The following is an 18,378-nucleotide window of genomic DNA, read 5'->3' on the forward strand; positions in this document are numbered from 1 at the left end:
AAAAAACCTGTATTACTACGTTTTTTGATTATTTTATTGCGCCTGCATTCCCACTATCGGAATCGTAGCCCACTTCGGCATATTTTTCTTTACTTTCGCCACAACAATAGTCATATCATCATTTATATAGCCATCACCAGACCTAATTACTTCTTCCATAATAATATCAGCTATTTCTTGTGGATCCTCTGTTTGTAGTTCTTTAATTTTACGTTTTATCCATAACTCGTGATTCTCCACATGTTGCGCTCCCTCAAAAATGCCATCACTCATCATGATAAGAATATCACCCGTTTTTAATTGCTCACCAACCACATCAACTTCAACATCTTCAATAATTCCTATCGGTAAATTACTTGCCTCAATTTTCAAAATATTATTGCCGCGTTTAACAAAACTCGGCGTCGATCCAACCTTTAAAAACTTCGCACTCGCATCCCGTAAATCTACCATAGCCAAGTCAAGCGTGGTATACATCTCCTCTGTCGTTCTTAAAGAAAGAATTGAATTGATGGACTTAATCGCTATTTCCTCATCAATACCTGATTGAAGGATCTTTTGTAATAATTTTACCGTTTCCCTACTCTCCATATGAGCCCTTTGCCCATTTCCCATACCATCACTAATCGCAAGTGCATATTTTCCAACACTTAAATCCATCATCGCGTAGGAATCGCCTGAAACAAACCCACCACCTTTTGCAGCCGTAGCCAATCCTGTATCAAGAGAATAGGTCTTCGCTGAACCAAATGATATTAAACTGTGACCATTTGGATAAGAGGATTTCTCTTCATGCTTAACAACGATATTTTCTTTTAAAATATCCGAGAGCATCGGCGCAACCAACTTCTCACATTCTCCATGCTCATTAGATACAGCTGGAATCAACATTTCAATATCGATACTCCCTCTGTCTAAACAATAAATATCAACATGCTCCACTTCGACACCAAAATCACGAAACGCTTGTAAAATCTGCTCCTCCTGCGCTTGATGATTCTCTCTTTCTCGTTGTATCTCCTTAGCGAAGTCTTCCATTACTTTTGATACACCTAGTAATTGCTCGGCTACAATTCTACGATTTTCCTTCATTTGTTTTCTTAATTTCTGTCCCTCATAGAAGTGATCTAATTCACCTGCTACTAAATCCGTTACTTTCTTCCCTCTCACACAATGCTTGTCCCATTCACGAACTAACTTCCGATTATGCTGCAACGTTCCTTCTTCTGTCTCATTCATTATTTGTTTCATATAATCGTACGTTTTATCAAAATTAACTACCCAACATTGATCCTTCTTAAAGCACGTTTGACATGTTTTTGCAGTAATTGTACTTAAAAATAAATCAGCTTCTGTTTCTTTATCTTCCTCTTCCACGTACCCATATACAGAAAAACTATTAGACAAAGCAGCAAATACATTAGCAAATTGATTGATTTTGTTCGCTGTAACATCGCGCATTCTTCGTAAATATTGTTGTTGATCTTGTGAGTGTTCTTGTGTACCTGGCATAAATTTAGCAATACGATCCATAACAAGTTTCGGTGTTAATAAAAAGAAAACAATTGCCACGCCAGATTCAATTAAGGTTGTTACAATACTTGTTTGCTTGTCTACATATAACGTAATTAAACTTGTACCAATTAATAATCCTAAACTAACTCCTATACGCTTTCCTTCTTTCAACAATCCCCCAAGCAACCCTGAAAAGGCAAGGAGGCTAAGTTGAGACAAACTAGACACATTCGCTAAACTTAATATCAATCCAGTGACGACTCCCACCGTGGACCCTGTAGCCGCACCAGCAATAAATGCAAATACTAATACTAAGTATCTAGTGAAAATATGTTGAATAGAAGCATCATAAACGAACCAATCTGTTGTACCCGTTAAAACAGATGCTAGTAATATAATTAAACAAACAATTTCTTCTGTTTCTAACGCTTGTTGTTTCCCTTTCCTTTCCACCAAGAGTGGAACACTTTGCAGAAATATCATCGTTAATACGAAACTAAGCCCTGCTTCGATCGTACTAACGAGCAAGTCATACATGGTGACGGTTTGTTGCGCAAAATATACAACAACTAAATGTGCGGTTAATGCGGAGATAAATACTTGGAATGGTACAAGTCCAACAGTTTTACGTGTAAATCGACTAAAGAAGATATTATAAATGAAGAAAGTAAAAATAGATGCAAAAGTAAAAAATAAATTATCTATCGAAACTGAAAGTGCTCCTCCCATCAGAGCTAAAAATGCGAGCGGCATTTTATCTCGCTTCATAACATAAACAGCAGCAAAAAACGGCAATGCAAAAGGTAAGATGTTCGTTAATATATATGCGCGTCCCAAAAGAAAACCAATAACAACAATTATGAATCCCCATCTAAAGAAAACTTGTTCAAATTTCATTCGCAACTTACTTGTCCACTTCATTGTTCCAAGCTGACTTTCATTCATCGCCAATGTACTTGTATTCATAGTATTCCTTCCTGCTTTAGGCATATTTTTAACACCACCTGCATAGTTTAATTACTGTCATTATAAAAGATGATTATTGGGATTTTTGTCAAAACAACAGTTTTCACTTTTATAATCGTTCGACGTTTTATTCGAAATAAGTCTACATATATACACAGTATTTAATTTATCCATTTATAGACGATGGAATATTCAGAAGATATAGGGTGATTTTGTAGAAGTGTTGTATGTCTTAATTTACTTAACAAAAAAAGATCATGCAATTTGCATGATCTTTTTAGATGACCCGTACGGGATTCGAACCCGTGTTACCGCCGTGAAAGGGCGGTGTCTTAACCACTTGACCAACGGGCCGTTAAATTAAATATAGCGGCGGAGGGGATCGAACCCCCGACCTCACGGGTATGAACCGTACGCTCTAGCCAGCTGAGCTACACCGCCATGTCGTCGTATTTAACGGACAATTAGTATCTTACATCATATATGTTTTAAAGTCAATACATCTCAAAAATTTTTTTTAAAAATATATTCTCTCACATAAAAAAGTACCCGAGTAATTACTCTGGGTACCTCTCTATATGCTAAGAATTAAACGGACTTATTATCCGCGACGTGCGCCACGGCCACCACGTTTAGATTCTGTGTTACGCTTTAAAGAAGTTAAACGATCTTCACTATCTTTTAAAAAGCGTGCCATCTTTTGCTCAAATGTTTCTTTTGGAGCTCGGTCGTTACCGCCACCGCGGTTATCTCTGTTGAAAGAACGATTATTACGTTGTGGACGTCCAGAACGTTGTTGATCACCACCGCGTTGTTGGTATTCACCACGTGGACGATCTCCTTCTGTTTTTTCGCGTTCTTTCGCTTTTTTAATAGATAGACCAATTTTTCCATCTTTTTCAACATTAATAACTTTTACTTCTACTTGGTCGCCCACTTTTAAGTGATCGTTAATATCTTTCACATAATTATCAGCAACTTCACTAATATGAACAAGACCCGTTAAGCCTTCTGGCAGCTCCACAAAAGCGCCAAAATTTGTAATACCTGTTACTTTACCCTGTAACTTGCTGCCTACCTCGATTGACATAAAAAAAATGCTCCTCCTTAGTGGTTAAAAAGTCAAATTTTACTTTATTATATATAATCCTAAAATATAGTGTCAATAAGACATACTCTACTTAGAAACAGGAAAAATTATCTCCCCTTTTCCGGAGAAGAAATAATCCCTTCTAGCAATCTTTAAAACGTACTCTTCATCATTTAACTTTTGAACTTCGTCTTTTAGACTTTTTTCTTTTTCGTTAATGAATCCAGTTCTTTTTTCATGTCCTTAACTTTTGCCTCTTTTGCTTTAATGGAACTGTTTTGTTGATAAAACGTTACACTAATACTCGCAATAATTGTAAAAGCAAAGACAAGAAAAACCGCTAAACGGCGATAAAGTCGCTTCCTGTTCTCATCCGTTTGTATTATATGTTCTTTAACAGGATTTGGACTCTGTTTTTCGATTGTTCTTTGTCTCAGTTCCCTCATTTCCGAGGTCCCCCTAACTTCTTTTTTATACGCTCCCATAATTGGAAGATATGTCCCTTCAACTTTGCTATATATTGCAGGAACCCTACATGCTTCGTTATAAAAAGTTTAACACGATTAGGGAGAAGTTTCCATATGAGTGAAGCAATAAATCGAACAGGCCAGAAAAAAACTTTCCACATGAAAAGTAATATCCAAATCGCCATTTTCCATAACACATGTCCAATTGAAAGCAGTACACGAAATAAGAATAATATAAATGCAATAAATAGCTGCGCTATAATAATAACAGGTTTTATCATGAGTAGCTGTATAATTCGAACAAAAAATTGTATTGTTTGCACAAAAATATAGATGAGAAAATTTAACATCTTCATGTATACTGCTTTCAATAAACTTTGATATGCCGCAAAACCGCATAGTAATGCCAAAAATACATATATACGTAATTCAGCTTCATTCACGAGCAGTAATACATAAAAAACGAATAAGGCTTGGACAATCCAAAATAGTATATCATGTATAAATACAAGCCAACGTTTACGCTCTTGGCGTTTTAAGAATCGTTGATACGTATCTAAAGATGCACCAATCCAAGCACCCATTCCAATCATTGAAAGCATTGTATACAACTGAATCGTTAGGCTCATTTAAACAACTTACTAAAGAAACCTTTAGTTTTCTCCCCTTGATTCTCATCGATATACAGCATCTCATGAATTTTCCCTTTAATCGATACAACACCCTTTTCTACATCTAAATTCTTCATCTGTAAATTTTGACCACGAATTGTTAAAAAACCCATTACAGTCTCAAGTAAAAACTCTTCGCTATCAAAACTCTCCACTTGCTTTACACCAGTAATATCGATTACACGCCTGCCACGCATGATAATATCATGCTCTACAGAAACATTTTGTTGATTAGAAGACATAGGTGAGTAACCATTATTCACGAAAATCCCCCCATAGCTTTATACTAGCTAATAGTAATGTATGAAGGGGTGACCCATTTTAGAACAAGCCTTCTTCTGCTTTTACTTTTTCTTCGCGAACTATACTATACATGTTTGCTGCATCTTCTTTTTTAGTCGTTTCTTTCAATTCATTTACTTTCACAGTTACTATTTTTTGACCAAAACGAATTGTTAATTCATCATCTACCTTTACATCTGAACTCGCTTTTGCCACTTGACCATTAATGGATATTCTTCCTTGATCAGATACTTCTTTTGCTAATGTTCTTCTTTTAATTAAACGTGACACTTTCAAAAACTTATCTAAACGCATATCAAGTCCCCCTATTAACGCTCTGTTTGTTTGGCCTCTTCCCATAAAACATCTAACTGTTCTAATGACAAATCTTGCATTTCTTTATTCATTTCTGCCACTTTTGCTTCCATGTATAAAAAACGACCGGTAAATTTCTCATTAGTTGAACGCAACGCTTCTTCTGGATCTATTTTATAATGACGAGCTATATTAACAAATGCAAATAGTAAATCACCAAATTCACCTAGCATCTTTTCCTCATCCATGTTTACAACTTCTTGCTGGAATTCTTGCCATTCTTCTAAGGCTTTCTCTATCATCGGCTGCACATCAACCCAATCAAATCCAACCTTTCCAGCTTTCTTCTGAATTTCATAAGCACGCATTAGCTGCGGTAAGCTTTTGGGAATACCCGTTAAAACAGATTCTTTCACGAATCCCTTTTCTTGTTTTTTAATCTCTTCCCAATTCGCAATTACTTCATCAGCATTATTTACATCCGTATTCCCGAACACATGCGGGTGACGACGAACCATTTTCTCAGATAAAGTTCGAATAATATCGTCTATAGAGAACCAACCTTCATCCTCTCCAATTTGAGCATGAAGCATAACTTGTAATAATATATCACCCAGTTCTTCTACTAAATGATCATCATCCTCTTCATCAATGGCTTCTAGCACTTCATATGCTTCTTCAATTAAGTATTTCTTTAAAGATTGATGAGTTTGCTTTTTATCCCACGGGCAACCATTCGGTCCACGAAGATCAGCAATAATTTCTCTAAGCACATCAAACTGCTGATACAAGGATGCACGTTCCTTAACTGGCGGTACATATACACTCGTTAAATTATTTAATTCCGTTTCATGATCTAACATGTATAATGGTACTTTTTTTACTTGCTCAAATGAAGTTCCTGCAGCTGTTACGATATACACTTCGTAATCATCTGGCAACATCTCCATTAACGGCAGTTTCACATCTGAAGCAACAAACGCATCATACACTTGGCAAAAGATTAAATGTTGACGTAATTCTAATTGCCCTCTTTCAAATGATGTAGCATCAATTAATTGAAATCCTTCAATCGGATCAATTTTTAGACTCGCAAACATCGGATCAAGGAAACTTTGTCCACCTTCAAGTCGCACTTCAATATTTGCTACCTCTCCTTTTTCCAAAAGTAACTGAACTGTTCTTTCTGCTACAAGCGGATGACCAGGAACGGCATAAATAATTTCTGTACCTTTAGCTTGTTCTAACAACGTATTCGCGATTGTTTCATATACGATTTCAAATGTATCATGCGCTTCGTATACATCGTCAAAAGCTGTATATTTTATGCCTTCTTTCTCCAGTTCTTCTATAACTGGGTGTTCCTTCGTTCTAACAAACATATGGTCCGCTTCTTTTATCTTTCGATATACACCCATCGTTAACTGATCTAACTCACCAGCACCTAATCCTAAAATAGTAATAATTCCACTCACAACCAGTCACCTCTATCCACTCTTCTTCAATGAACCTTCTTTTTTCTCTTGTTTCATAACGGTTCCTAATTCTTCTTTTGTAAATACACGTAATTTTAAAATTAAAAACATATATACTAATCCGCCGATAGCTACACCTAACAACGCTTCAAGCGTCGCAATTCCTCTATGTCCTGTATCAATTACTAATCCAGACATTCGCAACACACGCATAAAGATTATTAATACAAACCCCATACCAATACCACTAATAACTACACCTAACATATTCCGCTTATCAACAAGCGGCTCTGATACAGCTCGCATAAGTAACACACTATTTAGCAAGGCAATTACAATAAGCGCAACTAAAGTTGCAATTGCAGCTCCCTTTACACCAAAATACGGCATTAATATATAGTTTAAAGCTAGCTTCAAACAACCTCCAAATACAACGAATATTGCTGGTTTTAATGTTTGTCCTAACCCTTGCAAAATAGAAGCAGTTGTAATTGACAATGAACTAAACAAAATAGATAAAGATAAAATCGATAACACATCTGATCCATCACTATTCTCAAATAACATAATATTTGTAGGCTGAATAATACAAGTTAATCCGATGGCTGCTGCAAATCCAATAACAAATGTTATTTTCATCGCTAACTTTACCTTTTCTTGAATAAAAGCAAGATCTCCTCTTTCCTTTGCCGCTGTAATAATCGGAATAAGTGACAATGAGAAAGAAGTTGTCACGACAGTACCTAATTGCATAAGGGGGATACTTCTGTCATAAACACCTTTTAGTACCTTTGCATTTTCAACTTGCTCCCCCGCGCGAATAAGCAAGGTATAAAAGGAAATAGAATCCGCCATTTGTATAAAAATAAGGACTAAATTACTAACACAAATCGCTAATCCCTGCCAAAAAAGGATTCTAATAATCCTTTTTTTATCTCCAACTCTCTTCCAACTTTTAAAGAAAATAGACCGGAAATCATGACGCATATAAAGTAAAAGTACGATAATCCCAATAAGCCCGCCTGCAATCGAACCTAACATAGCACCTGCACCGACTGTATATAGATCAAATCCGTGAGCAATAAGGAATAGTGATAAAAAGACAATAATAGATACACGAATCGTTTGTTCAATTACTTGTGAAACAGCCGTCGGCATCATATTATTGAATCCTTGAAAATACCCTCTCGCTACGGATAAGAATGGCATTAATATGAATGAAAATGAAATAACACGTAATAACTTATATAAGTGTACATCACCCATAGCCGATGCAATCGTTTCGGCACCAAAGAACAATGTGAAAAACCCTATAAAGCCAATTCCTAATAAAAACCAAAAAGATACACAAATAATTTCTTCTGCTTCTTTTTGTTTTCCTTGTTCTAATCTTTCTGCGACCATTTTTGAAATAATAATGGGAAACCCATAAGTAGCTAAAATTAAACAAAATCCATAAAACGGATAAATTTGTTGGTAAATATAAAAACCAATATCACCCGCTATATTTTGATATGGAATACGGTAAAAAGCGCTTAATACTTTCGTAACAAAACTTGCGATTGTTAATATAATAGCCCCACGCCAAAAGGCTTGATACTTCTTCGCTTCCATAAAAGAAAACTCCTTTTTCTATTCTCACCCCTCGTATTATATCATAAAGAAAAGAACAAGCTCCCTTGCCTCCACAAGTAATAATACGTTCGTGCAACACTAGAAAATGTTCAACGAAAAAAGGTAGCAAAGCGCTACCTTCGTTCAATATACTTATATCTCCAAATAGTTAATTTCTCAAATAGAAATATCATAATTAGGAAAGATTGCTACTTATAGAAATTACACTTCACTACTGCTCCATTTGTTTCGCTAAAAAGCTTGCAGCTGTATTTACTGACTTATGCTCTACTTCACTTATAATAGCCTCTTTAGAGAAGATAACAACAGCTCCAATTGGATCCCCATTCGCAACAATCGGGCCAATTGTATAGGAGCTCACTTTTTCTGTTACTCCATCAATAATTGAAATTTCGCTTTCATCTGTCATAATTACAGACTTACGCTCTTCCATTGTCTTCTCGATTAAATCGCCAACACTTTTATTTAAGTATTCTTTTTTAGATACGCCTGCTACTGCGATAATAGAATCACGATCGCATACAAGCACATTATGTCCTAAACTATCGTATAAAGCTTCTGTATATTCCTTTGCAAAATCACCTAGTTCACTAATCGGAGAATATTTCTTCAAAATTACTTCTCCATCGCGATCAACAAATATTTCCAGTGGGTCTCCTTCTCGAATACGTAAAGTTCTACGAATTTCCTTCGGGATTACTACCCTGCCTAAATCATCAATTCGACGTACGATTCCAGTTGCTTTCATTCTAATGCTGCCTCACTTTCTACTGATGATCAAAAGTGGTGAATTTACCTGTTCATGTAAAAATCACCAACTGTTAAACATAGTATTTTACACATTAGTTCTTCTATGCACGTCGAATTGTATTTTTTATCTTAAATTAGGCATTTATTACTTCTTTTTTTACATCTGGTAAGCCTTTTAATAAATTTTCAGCAATTGTTAACCATTTCGATGTCTCTAATCCATTCGTTTTCATCACAATTTTCAATTGTGATCCTTCCATACCAAGACCAATCATACGACCAAAACTATTCCCTAGCATAAATAATTTCCCACCATCGATATTTTGGCTTGCTTGTTCAGAAAACAGGAACGTTACTTCAAATTTATTTTGCTTAATTAACTCAATTTGTTCTTTCATTGCTAACACTTTAATATTTGCGATTTGTAATAAATAACCAACTTCTTGTGGGTAATCACCAAATCTATCTATCATCTCTTCCTGCAGCTCTTCAATATCTTCAATTGCAGAAACACCTCTAAATTGTTTATACATCATAATTTTTTGTTTACTATCTGAAATATACGCATCCGGTAAATATGCATCTACTTCTAAATCAATTTCAACATTAACGGTATTTTCAACTCCATCTGTTCCTCTACGTTGCTCAATTGCATCTTTTAACATTTGAGAATATAGATCAAATCCGACAGAATCAATAAATCCATGTTGTTCCGCCCCTAACAAATTACCCGCACCACGAATTGATAAGTCTCTCATCGCAATTTTGAAACCAGATCCAAGCTCTGTAAACTCTTTAATTGCCTGCAGACGCCTCTCTGCAACTTCCGATAATACTTTATCGCGTTTGTATGCAAAGTATGCATACGCGACGCGATTAGAACGTCCAACACGACCACGAAGCTGATACAACTGCGATAATCCCATACGATCTGCATCAAATACAATTAATGTATTTACGTTCGGAATATCTACACCCGTCTCAATAATTGTTGTACTTACAAGAACATCATACTGCCCCTCTAAAAACGATAGCATAACAGACTCTAATTCACTTTCATTCATTTTTCCGTGTGCGTATGTTACACGAGCGTCTGGAACTAACATCGAAATTTCATCTGCTTTTCTTTCAATATCCTCCACACGGTTATATAAGAAGTAAATTTGACCTCCTCTTGCAAGCTCTCGCTCTATCGCTTCTCGCATTAATGCTGGATTATACTCCACTACATATGTTTGTACTGGGAACCTATTCTCTGGCGGTGTCTCAATTACAGATAAATCACGCACACCAAGCATAGACATATGAAGTGTGCGTGGAATCGGAGTTGCCGTTAACGTTAAAACGTCAACATTTGCTTTCAATTGTTTAATTTTTTCTTTATGCGTAACACCGAATCTTTGTTCCTCATCGATAATAAGAAGTCCTAAATCTTTATAAGTAACATCTTTAGATAAAATACGATGTGTTCCGATTACAATATCTACCGTTCCATCTTTTAAACCCTTAATCGTTTCATTTTGTTGTTTTCGCGTACGGAATCTACTTAGTAATCCTATATTAATCGGGTAATCTTGAAAACGCTCTCGAATTGTTTCATAGTGTTGTTGTGCAAGAATGGTTGTCGGTACTAAAATCGCAACTTGTTTTTCATCCATAATTGCTTTAAATGCCGCACGAATGGCTACTTCAGTCTTTCCATACCCTACGTCACCACAAAGAAGCCTATCCATCGGACGTCCACGTTCCATATCTTTCTTAATTTCGTCAATAGAACGTAATTGATCCTCTGTCTCTTGATATGGGAATGAAGATTCAAATTCTTGTTGTTCTGCCGTATCTGGTGTATATGCATAACCTTTTGAAGCTTCGCGCTCGGCATACAATTTAATTAGGTCATCTGCAATGTCTTGTACAGATTTTTCAACTTTCGTTTTAACCTTTTTCCAATCATTACCACCTAATTTATAAACTTTCGGATCCTTACCTTCAGATCCTACATATTTTTGCACTTGATCAATTTGTTCAATCGGAACATATAACTTATCATTACCTTGATATTTAATATTTAAATAATCTTTATGAACACCATTAATCTCTAACGTCTCAATACCTAAAAATTTACCTATACCATGATTTACATGAACTACATAGTCTCCAACTTTTAATTCCGAATAACTTTTAATACGTTCAGCGTTAGATAACTTTTGCTTACGTTGTGATTTTTTAACCTTCTTATGAAAAAGCTCCTTTTCAGTAATAACAACAAGCTTTTGCATCGGCATTTCAAACCCTGCATGTAAATCACCCACAGCAATTTGTAACCTTCCAGGCAATAAAATATCTGTCGCCTCTACAATGTCTGCATCAATATCATAATCACTTAAAATATGTTGTAGTTTTTTTACACGTTCATCATCTGTTCCGAGCACAACGGTCGTAAAATGCCCTTCATTCCATCTATCAATTTCCGTTTTTAACAACTGCATCTGTCCGTGGAAATCCTGCATTGTTTTACATGTCACATTCACAATATTTTGTGGATGTGTATGTGCTATATGGCGCAGGAATAACGTTAAATATACAAAACTTCTTTTTTTATGATGAAGAAACTCCTCAAATGAGTGGGAGAAAGATAAGTCCTGAATAATTGTTCCTTCACCAAGAAGTGATATATACCATTCCGCTTCTTCTGTTTCGAGATGTGATGCCGTTTCTTGAATACGGGAAATTTCATCTAAAATCACAACACCATCTTCTGGTAAATAATCTATCAGACTAGCAGGTTCTTTATAGAAAATAGATAAATATTTAAACATTTGTTCTATACTTTGCCCGTTTTTCAACATCTCAATTTCATAACTTACCGTCTCAAGTACTGTAGTCTTTAATTTATCATCGGAAAGCTTTTGCATCGTCTTAGTCAAACCTTCTTCAAGATGCTTAATTCCCGATTTCAATTCTTCCTGTGAAAATAAAAACTCTGTTGCTGGACCGAACTTAACACTTTCCTTTTTATCTTGAGAGCGCTGTTCATCCACATCAAACAATCGAATAGAATCGACTTCTGTATCGAAGAATTCAATACGAAATGGTAATTCTTCCGTTAATGGGTAAATATCTAATATTCCCCCGCGTAAACTGAACTCTCCTGGAGCTTCTACCATTGACTTACGCTCGTAGCCAATATGATGTAAAGTATGCAAAAGTGCATCTAAATCAATCTCTTGCCCTAGATTGATTTCAATTTGCCTTTGCTTCCATAATTCTTTTATTGGTAAAAATCTACGTAGTCCTGCAACTGGCGCTACAATAATCCCATTCTCTCCCGCCGCTAAGCGATTTAACACTTCAATACGCTGCGCCTTCAATTCTGGACTTGCAACACCAATTTCCGATGCTATCAATTCATTTACGGGATATAACCACACATCTTTTTCACCAAGTAAAGCCACTAAATCTTCATGTACTTTTTGTGCTTGGTATAAATTGTGCGTCACAATTAGTTGCGATGTTTTTGTTTTTTATATAAAGCTGCCATTAATAATGAACGAGAAGATGTTGCCATACCCGATATAAGTTGCTCTTTCAACCCATCTTCTAGCCCATTAATAACCGATTGTATCTCTTCATTCTTATAAAACTGCTCTAATAAACCTATCATTATCAAAACTCCTCTCAACATAAAGAGCAAGTTACTATATTTTATGCAAATATTTCGGAAAAAGAAAACAGAAAAATGCTTTGGACATGCCAAAGCGACAACATTTTATTGCAGAAATTTTTCATATTCATAATACTCAGGATAAGATGCGAGCGTTTCTTGACACGATTCACAAATCGTTTTTATATATATATTTCCATTCTCATGAAAATGAATCATATCCACTACTTCTTGCTCTGTTAGTTGAAGCAAAACGTCGCTATATACTTTTTCTACGGTAACGGAACCTACATTACTCTCGCAATGTCTACAGTAATAATATCCTTCCATACTAGCCTCCTAAATATCCAGTTACTACTAGTATGGGTTAAAGCAAAATAAAATATTCTAGATTATACGTTTAACTATTAAAAGTATTCATAATTTGGAGAAATGGTTTATTTAACCACTCTTCACATGCATCTGCTGTCTTTTCAATGGACCCATTGACACCAGGAAGTTCTTCAGGTGTAAAACGCCCTAATACATAATCCACTACTTTCATCCCATTTTTCGGGCGATCGATTCCCATGCGGATACGTTGAAATTCTTGTGTTCCTAAATGTGAAATTGTTGATTTCACACCATTATGTCCACCCGCACTTCCTTTCATGCGAAGGCGTAATTTACCTACAGGAATATCTAAATCATCATACATGACGATGAAGTCCTCGACATCAATTTTATAATAATCCATGAGTGGACGGATACTTTCCCCAGATAAATTCATATATGTAAGTGGCTTTAATAAGATTACCTTTTCCCCATTAACAAAGCCTGCACCAAATAGCCCTTTGAATTTTTGTTCATTCAAAGAAAGATTCCAACGCTTGGCAAGTTCATCAATCGCCATAAATCCAATATTATGCCTTGTTAATTCATATTCTCTACCTGGGTTCCCAAGTCCTACTATTAATTTCATTCTTTGTACCACTACTTTCTTTTTTCGATACGAAAAGACGTAACCAATCTTGGTTACGTCTCATTCTATCCAATTAATTGAATAATACACTTACTGATTCTTCTTCGTATACACGAATGATTGCTTCTCCGATTAATGGAGCAACTGAAAGTTCATGTACTTTATCAATTTTCTTTTCTTCTGGTAATACGATAGAGTTCGTTACAACTAACTCTTTAATATTCGAATTTTGAATACGCTCAATTGCTGGGCCAGATAATACTGGGTGTGTACAGCAAGCATATACTTCAGAAGCACCGTTCTCAACAAGAGCGTTTGCCGCTAATGTAATTGTACCAGCTGTATCAATGATGTCATCAATTAAAATTGCTGTTTTGCCTTCGATGTTACCGATAATGTTCATTACTTCCGATACATTCGGACGAGGACGACGCTTATCAATAATAGCGATTGGCGCTTTTAGGCGGTCTGCCATTTTTCTAGCACGAGTTACACCACCGTGATCAGGAGATACGATTACGATATCTTTAAGACCTTTTGTTTCAAAGTAATCTGAAAGAATCGGTACACCCATTAAGTGGTCGATTGGGATATCAAAGAATCCTTGAATTTGTGGAGCATGTAAATCTAGAGTGATTACACGAGTTGCACCTGCTGTTTCAAGCAAGTTTGCTACAAGTTTCGATGTAATTGGTTCACGAGAACGCGCTTTACGGTCTTGACGCGCATAACCATAGTAAGGAATAACAATATTAATTGTTTTTGCAGATGCACGTTTTAATGCATCAATCATAATAAGTAATTCCATGATATGTTCGTTTACTGGGAAGCTTGTAGATTGAATAATGAATACATCGCAACCACGAATACTTTCTTCAATGTTAATTTGAACTTCTCCATCACTAAAACGATCAACAGAACATTTTCCTAGTCCTACTCCAATATGCTTTGCGATTTGCTCAGCAAGTTCCTTATTAGAGTTTAAAGAGAATACTTTCAAATTAGAATTTAGATATTGAGTCGACATCTAGATTAACCCTCCACATTATGATTTTTTCTTATTCAGCAATTGATCAACATAGTCTTCTTTGTTAACTTGACGTGCACGTGCTACTGATAATGCTTTTGATGGAACATTCTCTGTAATTGTAGAGCCTGCTGCCACATAAGCACCATCTTCAACTGTTACAGGAGCAACAAGATTTGAATTACATCCAATAAATACCCCGTTACCAATCACAGTTTTAAATTTATTCTTTCCGTCGTAGTTCACCGTAATTGAACCACAACCAAGATTCACGTCTTCTCCAACTTGTGCATCCCCGATATAACTTAAGTGTGAAGCTTTACTTCTATTACCAAAAACAGTTTTTTTGATTTCTACGAAGTTTCCAACGCGCACTTCATCTCCAATAACTGAATCTGGGCGAATATGTGCAAATGGACCCACTGATACTTCTGTACCAAGTTTACTGTCATGTACAGTAGATTGACGAATTACCGTACGCTCTCCAATTTCACTGTCGCGAATTACTGTATGTGGTCCAATTTCACAATCAGAACCAATTACAGTGTTCCCCTCAATAATTGTTCCTGGGTGAAGAACTGTATCACTGCCAATAATTGCATCAGCAGAAATGTATGTGTTACTTGGATCAATAATTGTAACACCATTTACCATGTTTTTTCGGTTAATACGGTTTTTCATAATAATTTCCGCTTGCGATAGAGCGACTCTGTCGTTAACACCTAACGTTTCATCGAAGTGCTCTGTTTGATAAGCTGATACAATATGACCTTCATTTTTTAAAATTTCAATAACATCCGGAAGGTAATATTCACCCTGTACATTATCATTTGAAACTTTAGAAAGTGAAGCAAATAGAGCTTTATTATCAAAACAATACGTACCTGTATTGATTTCTTTAATAGCTAATTCTTTTTCATTTGCATCCTTATGCTCAACAATCTTTTCAACATGACCATTCTCATTACGAATGATACGGCCATATCCAGCAGGCTCTTCTATGTACGCTGTTAGTACCGTTGCCATTGCTCCCGCTTCTTCGTGTTGCTGAAGCAATGCTTCCATCGTTTCAGCAGTTATTAGAGGTGTATCACCACAAATAACTAAAGTTGTTCCTTCTTCATTTGCAAGTACATTTGCAGCTTGATCGACAGCATGTGCTGTACCAAGTTGTTCTGCTTGTAATGCAAACTCACTTACGTTTCCTAGCTGTTCTTGTACCATTTCGGCACCATGTCCAACGACTGTTACAAGTTTCTGCATCCCTAATTGAGATACTTGATCAACTACATGTTGTACCATTGGTTTCCCACATACAGGATGTAGCACTTTGTATAGCTTGGACTTCATACGTGTGCCTTTACCTGCAGCTAGAATCACTGCAAATCTGTTTGACATATAGACCCTCCATCGCAACCTATTTATCCATTAACGATATTATCCTAAATCATCATATATTTCAAGAAACACATTATAACTATTAAATTTTACCATAATTCTTATACGATGTTTTACTCTTTAGTATCTTTTTTAAGAAATAAGCTATACTATTTTAAATGATTTTGAAAAAATTAGAAGTTTTCCACCCTTATTTTTCTAAATATGAATTTTTATAATTAGAAACAGATATTATTCCAAAAAAACAAACTCCTGTAAATGCTTACAGGAGTTTGCTACAAAATTATAAGACTTTCTTTCGAAAGCCTTTTCATTCGAATTTTACGAAGCGCCCGCTTCTTCAAACTCAACCTCTTCTAACTCGCCTAAACGATGATACTCTGTTAAAACCGCATCTTGAATTTTAGAGCGTGTATTAGAATTAATTGGATGTGCAATGTCACGGAATTCTCCATCTGGAGTACGTTTACTTGGCATTGCTACAAATAATCCATTATTACCATCAATTACACGAATATCATGAACAACAAATTCATGGTCTAGAGTAATAGAGGCAATTGCTCTCATGCGGCCTTCTGTGTTTACGCGGCGTAATCTTACGTCAGTCACTTCCATCTTGTGTTCACCACCCTTTTCTAAATAAGCGATATATTTGTATAAATTCCACAAAATTTCTATTTTCCCTTTAATTTTTTTAAAATTTTTAAGATAAAAATTTTTATTGTAATTGAATATAGAGATTAGTAGAGGTTATCGCTTACAAAGGGTTACTTAACTAGGGCGATTACTTCGATTTCAACAGAAACATCTTTCGGTAATTTTGCTACTTGTACACAAGAACGCGCTGGCTTATGAGTAGAGAAATAAGAACCGTATACTTCATTAACCGCATTAAAATCATCCATATCCTTTAAGAATACTGTTGTTTTTACCACTGTATCAAATGAAGCACCAGCTTCTGCTAATACTGCTTGTAAATTTTCAAATACTTGCTCTGTTTGTACTGTTACATCCCCCGTTACAAGTTCTCCACTTGCCGTTAACGGGATTTGTCCCGAACTATAGAACATATTATTTACAATAATCCCTTGTGAATATGGTCCGATTGCTTGTGGTGCTTTGCTTGTTTGAACAACTTTCATACTTTTCACCCTTTTATTATTTATTTTTACTCTTTAAAAATAGTGCACGAAAAGCAGTTTGTCCACCTATTTTATAATTTATAAATAGAATAAAAAAAGATAAAGCTATCTGCTTTACCCTTTTTACTCAGCCCCTACAATTCCTTCATTAAATGGCGCAAGCGAATAATTCCCCTTCTCCACTTGAATCGCTTTTTCTTTCACATCAACTTCCGACAGACGAATTAATGATACAAAGTTATTAATAAGTCTTTCTTCGATATCCGTAGATTCTACTAATACACCAATTCCAACAACGTTAGCTTTAAACTCTTCTAGCATGCTCATCATACCTTGAATGGTTCCGCCAGCTTTCATAAAATCATCAATAATTAAAACATTAGATCCTTCTGGAAGGCTACGCTTTGCTAAAGTCATCGTTTGGATTCGCTTAGAGGAACCTGATACATAGTTAATACTAACAGTGGGTCCTTCTGTTACCTTATTATCTTTTCTCGCAATTACCACCGGTACATCTAAGTAATTCGCCACTGCATAAGCAAGTGGAATTCCTTTTGTCGCTACGGTCATAACCGCATCAATTGGTTGTCTAGCAAAAACGGAAGCAAATAAACGACCCGCACCATTAATCTGGCGAGGATTACTTAAAAGATCCGTCATATATAAGTAACCGCCAGGCAAAATGCGATCTGGATTTTCAAATAAGCTACAAAGCTCATTAATAATCAGATTTGCCTCTTCTTCACTTATATAGGGAATATATTTCACTCCTCCTGCTGCTCCTGGTATCGTTTGCAATGTGCCGACCCCTTGTTGTTCAAACGTTTGCTTAATAATAACTAGATCTTCACTAATGGATGATTTAGCCGATTGATACCTTTCAGCAAAAAAAGTGAGAGAAACTAGCTGACGAGGATTTTGTAGCAAGTAATAAGTCATATCGACCAATCTTGTACTTCGTCTAATTTTCATACTCTCACCTCAAATCACGAATATTCTAAACAAATCATAACGTATTAT

Annotated in this window: 15 protein-coding genes, 2 tRNA genes and 2 pseudogenes; all 19 read right to left on the minus strand. The window is 35.7% G+C overall.

Features of this window, described 5'->3' with window-relative positions:
* Window positions 1–33: 33 nt before the first annotated feature.
* Window positions 34–2,505: a stage II sporulation protein E gene (spoIIE, locus tag CDB3_RS00080; protein ID WP_128853161.1), complete on the minus strand. Its 2,472-nt coding sequence runs from the start codon at window positions 2,503–2,505 to the stop codon at window positions 34–36.
* Between the two features lie 258 nt (window positions 2,506–2,763).
* A tRNA-Glu gene (locus CDB3_RS00085) sits at window positions 2,764–2,835 on the minus strand.
* Window positions 2,836–2,848: 13 nt separating this feature from the next.
* Window positions 2,849–2,922, minus strand: a tRNA-Met gene (locus tag CDB3_RS00090).
* 160 nt (window positions 2,923–3,082) lie between these two features.
* A complete protein-coding gene (locus CDB3_RS00095) occupies window positions 3,083–3,571 on the minus strand; it encodes a S1 domain-containing RNA-binding protein (RefSeq protein ID WP_000021449.1) in 489 nt (162 codons plus the stop codon).
* An 87-nt stretch (window positions 3,572–3,658) separates the two neighbouring features.
* Window positions 3,659–4,017 (minus strand): annotated as a pseudogene (divIC, locus tag CDB3_RS00100) (cell division protein DivIC).
* Complete coding sequence (gene yabQ / locus CDB3_RS00105) at window positions 4,014–4,667, minus strand: spore cortex biosynthesis protein YabQ (RefSeq protein WP_128853163.1); 654 nt, start codon at window positions 4,665–4,667, stop codon at window positions 4,014–4,016. The pseudogene divIC and the gene yabQ overlap by 4 nt, the downstream one beginning before the upstream one ends.
* Complete coding sequence (gene yabP, locus CDB3_RS00110) at window positions 4,664–4,972, minus strand: sporulation protein YabP (protein WP_001059100.1); 309 nt, start codon at window positions 4,970–4,972, stop codon at window positions 4,664–4,666. The genes yabQ and yabP overlap by 4 nt, the downstream gene beginning before the upstream one ends.
* Before the next feature lie 58 nt (window positions 4,973–5,030).
* Entirely contained in the window at window positions 5,031–5,306 is a 276-nt protein-coding gene (locus CDB3_RS00115; RefSeq protein ID WP_001234880.1) for an RNA-binding S4 domain-containing protein, read from the minus strand.
* Window positions 5,307–5,320: 14 nt separating this feature from the next.
* Entirely contained in the window at window positions 5,321–6,781 is a 1,461-nt protein-coding gene (gene yabN, locus CDB3_RS00120) for a bifunctional methyltransferase/pyrophosphohydrolase YabN (RefSeq protein ID WP_128853164.1), read from the minus strand.
* 12 nt (window positions 6,782–6,793) lie between these two features.
* Window positions 6,794–8,395, minus strand: coding sequence for a putative polysaccharide biosynthesis protein (locus CDB3_RS00125; protein ID WP_128853166.1), 1,602 nt, complete (start codon window positions 8,393–8,395; stop codon window positions 6,794–6,796).
* 232 nt (window positions 8,396–8,627) lie between these two features.
* Entirely contained in the window at window positions 8,628–9,164 is a 537-nt protein-coding gene (gene spoVT / locus CDB3_RS00130) for a stage V sporulation protein T (RefSeq protein ID WP_128853168.1), read from the minus strand.
* A gap of 136 nt (window positions 9,165–9,300) precedes the next feature.
* Window positions 9,301–12,830 (minus strand): annotated as a pseudogene (mfd, locus tag CDB3_RS00135) (transcription-repair coupling factor).
* Window positions 12,831–12,935: 105 nt separating this feature from the next.
* Entirely contained in the window at window positions 12,936–13,160 is a 225-nt protein-coding gene (locus CDB3_RS00140) for an anti-sigma-F factor Fin (RefSeq protein ID WP_000399437.1), read from the minus strand.
* A gap of 70 nt (window positions 13,161–13,230) precedes the next feature.
* On the minus strand, window positions 13,231–13,791 hold the full coding sequence (gene pth / locus CDB3_RS00145; RefSeq protein WP_128853172.1) for an aminoacyl-tRNA hydrolase: 561 nt from the start codon (window positions 13,789–13,791) through the stop codon (window positions 13,231–13,233).
* A 73-nt stretch (window positions 13,792–13,864) separates the two neighbouring features.
* Window positions 13,865–14,818: a ribose-phosphate diphosphokinase gene (locus tag CDB3_RS00150; RefSeq protein WP_000107420.1), complete on the minus strand. Its 954-nt coding sequence runs from the start codon at window positions 14,816–14,818 to the stop codon at window positions 13,865–13,867.
* Window positions 14,819–14,836: 18 nt separating this feature from the next.
* Window positions 14,837–16,216, minus strand: a complete 1,380-nt coding sequence (gene glmU, locus CDB3_RS00155) for a bifunctional UDP-N-acetylglucosamine diphosphorylase/glucosamine-1-phosphate N-acetyltransferase GlmU (protein ID WP_128853174.1) — start codon at window positions 16,214–16,216, stop codon at window positions 14,837–14,839.
* A 321-nt stretch (window positions 16,217–16,537) separates the two neighbouring features.
* Window positions 16,538–16,831, minus strand: coding sequence for a septation regulator SpoVG (gene spoVG, locus CDB3_RS00160; protein ID WP_000454042.1), 294 nt, complete (start codon window positions 16,829–16,831; stop codon window positions 16,538–16,540).
* A gap of 152 nt (window positions 16,832–16,983) precedes the next feature.
* A complete protein-coding gene (locus CDB3_RS00165) occupies window positions 16,984–17,358 on the minus strand; it encodes a RidA family protein (RefSeq protein WP_000869819.1) in 375 nt (124 codons plus the stop codon).
* Between the two features lie 123 nt (window positions 17,359–17,481).
* Window positions 17,482–18,330, minus strand: a complete 849-nt coding sequence (gene purR, locus CDB3_RS00170) for a pur operon repressor (RefSeq protein WP_098361756.1) — start codon at window positions 18,328–18,330, stop codon at window positions 17,482–17,484.
* Between the last annotated feature and the right edge of the window lie 48 nt (window positions 18,331–18,378).

It is taken from the genome of Bacillus sp. CDB3, from assembly GCF_002081505.1.
Taxonomy (GTDB): domain Bacteria; phylum Bacillota; class Bacilli; order Bacillales; family Bacillaceae_G; genus Bacillus_A; species Bacillus_A cereus_AT.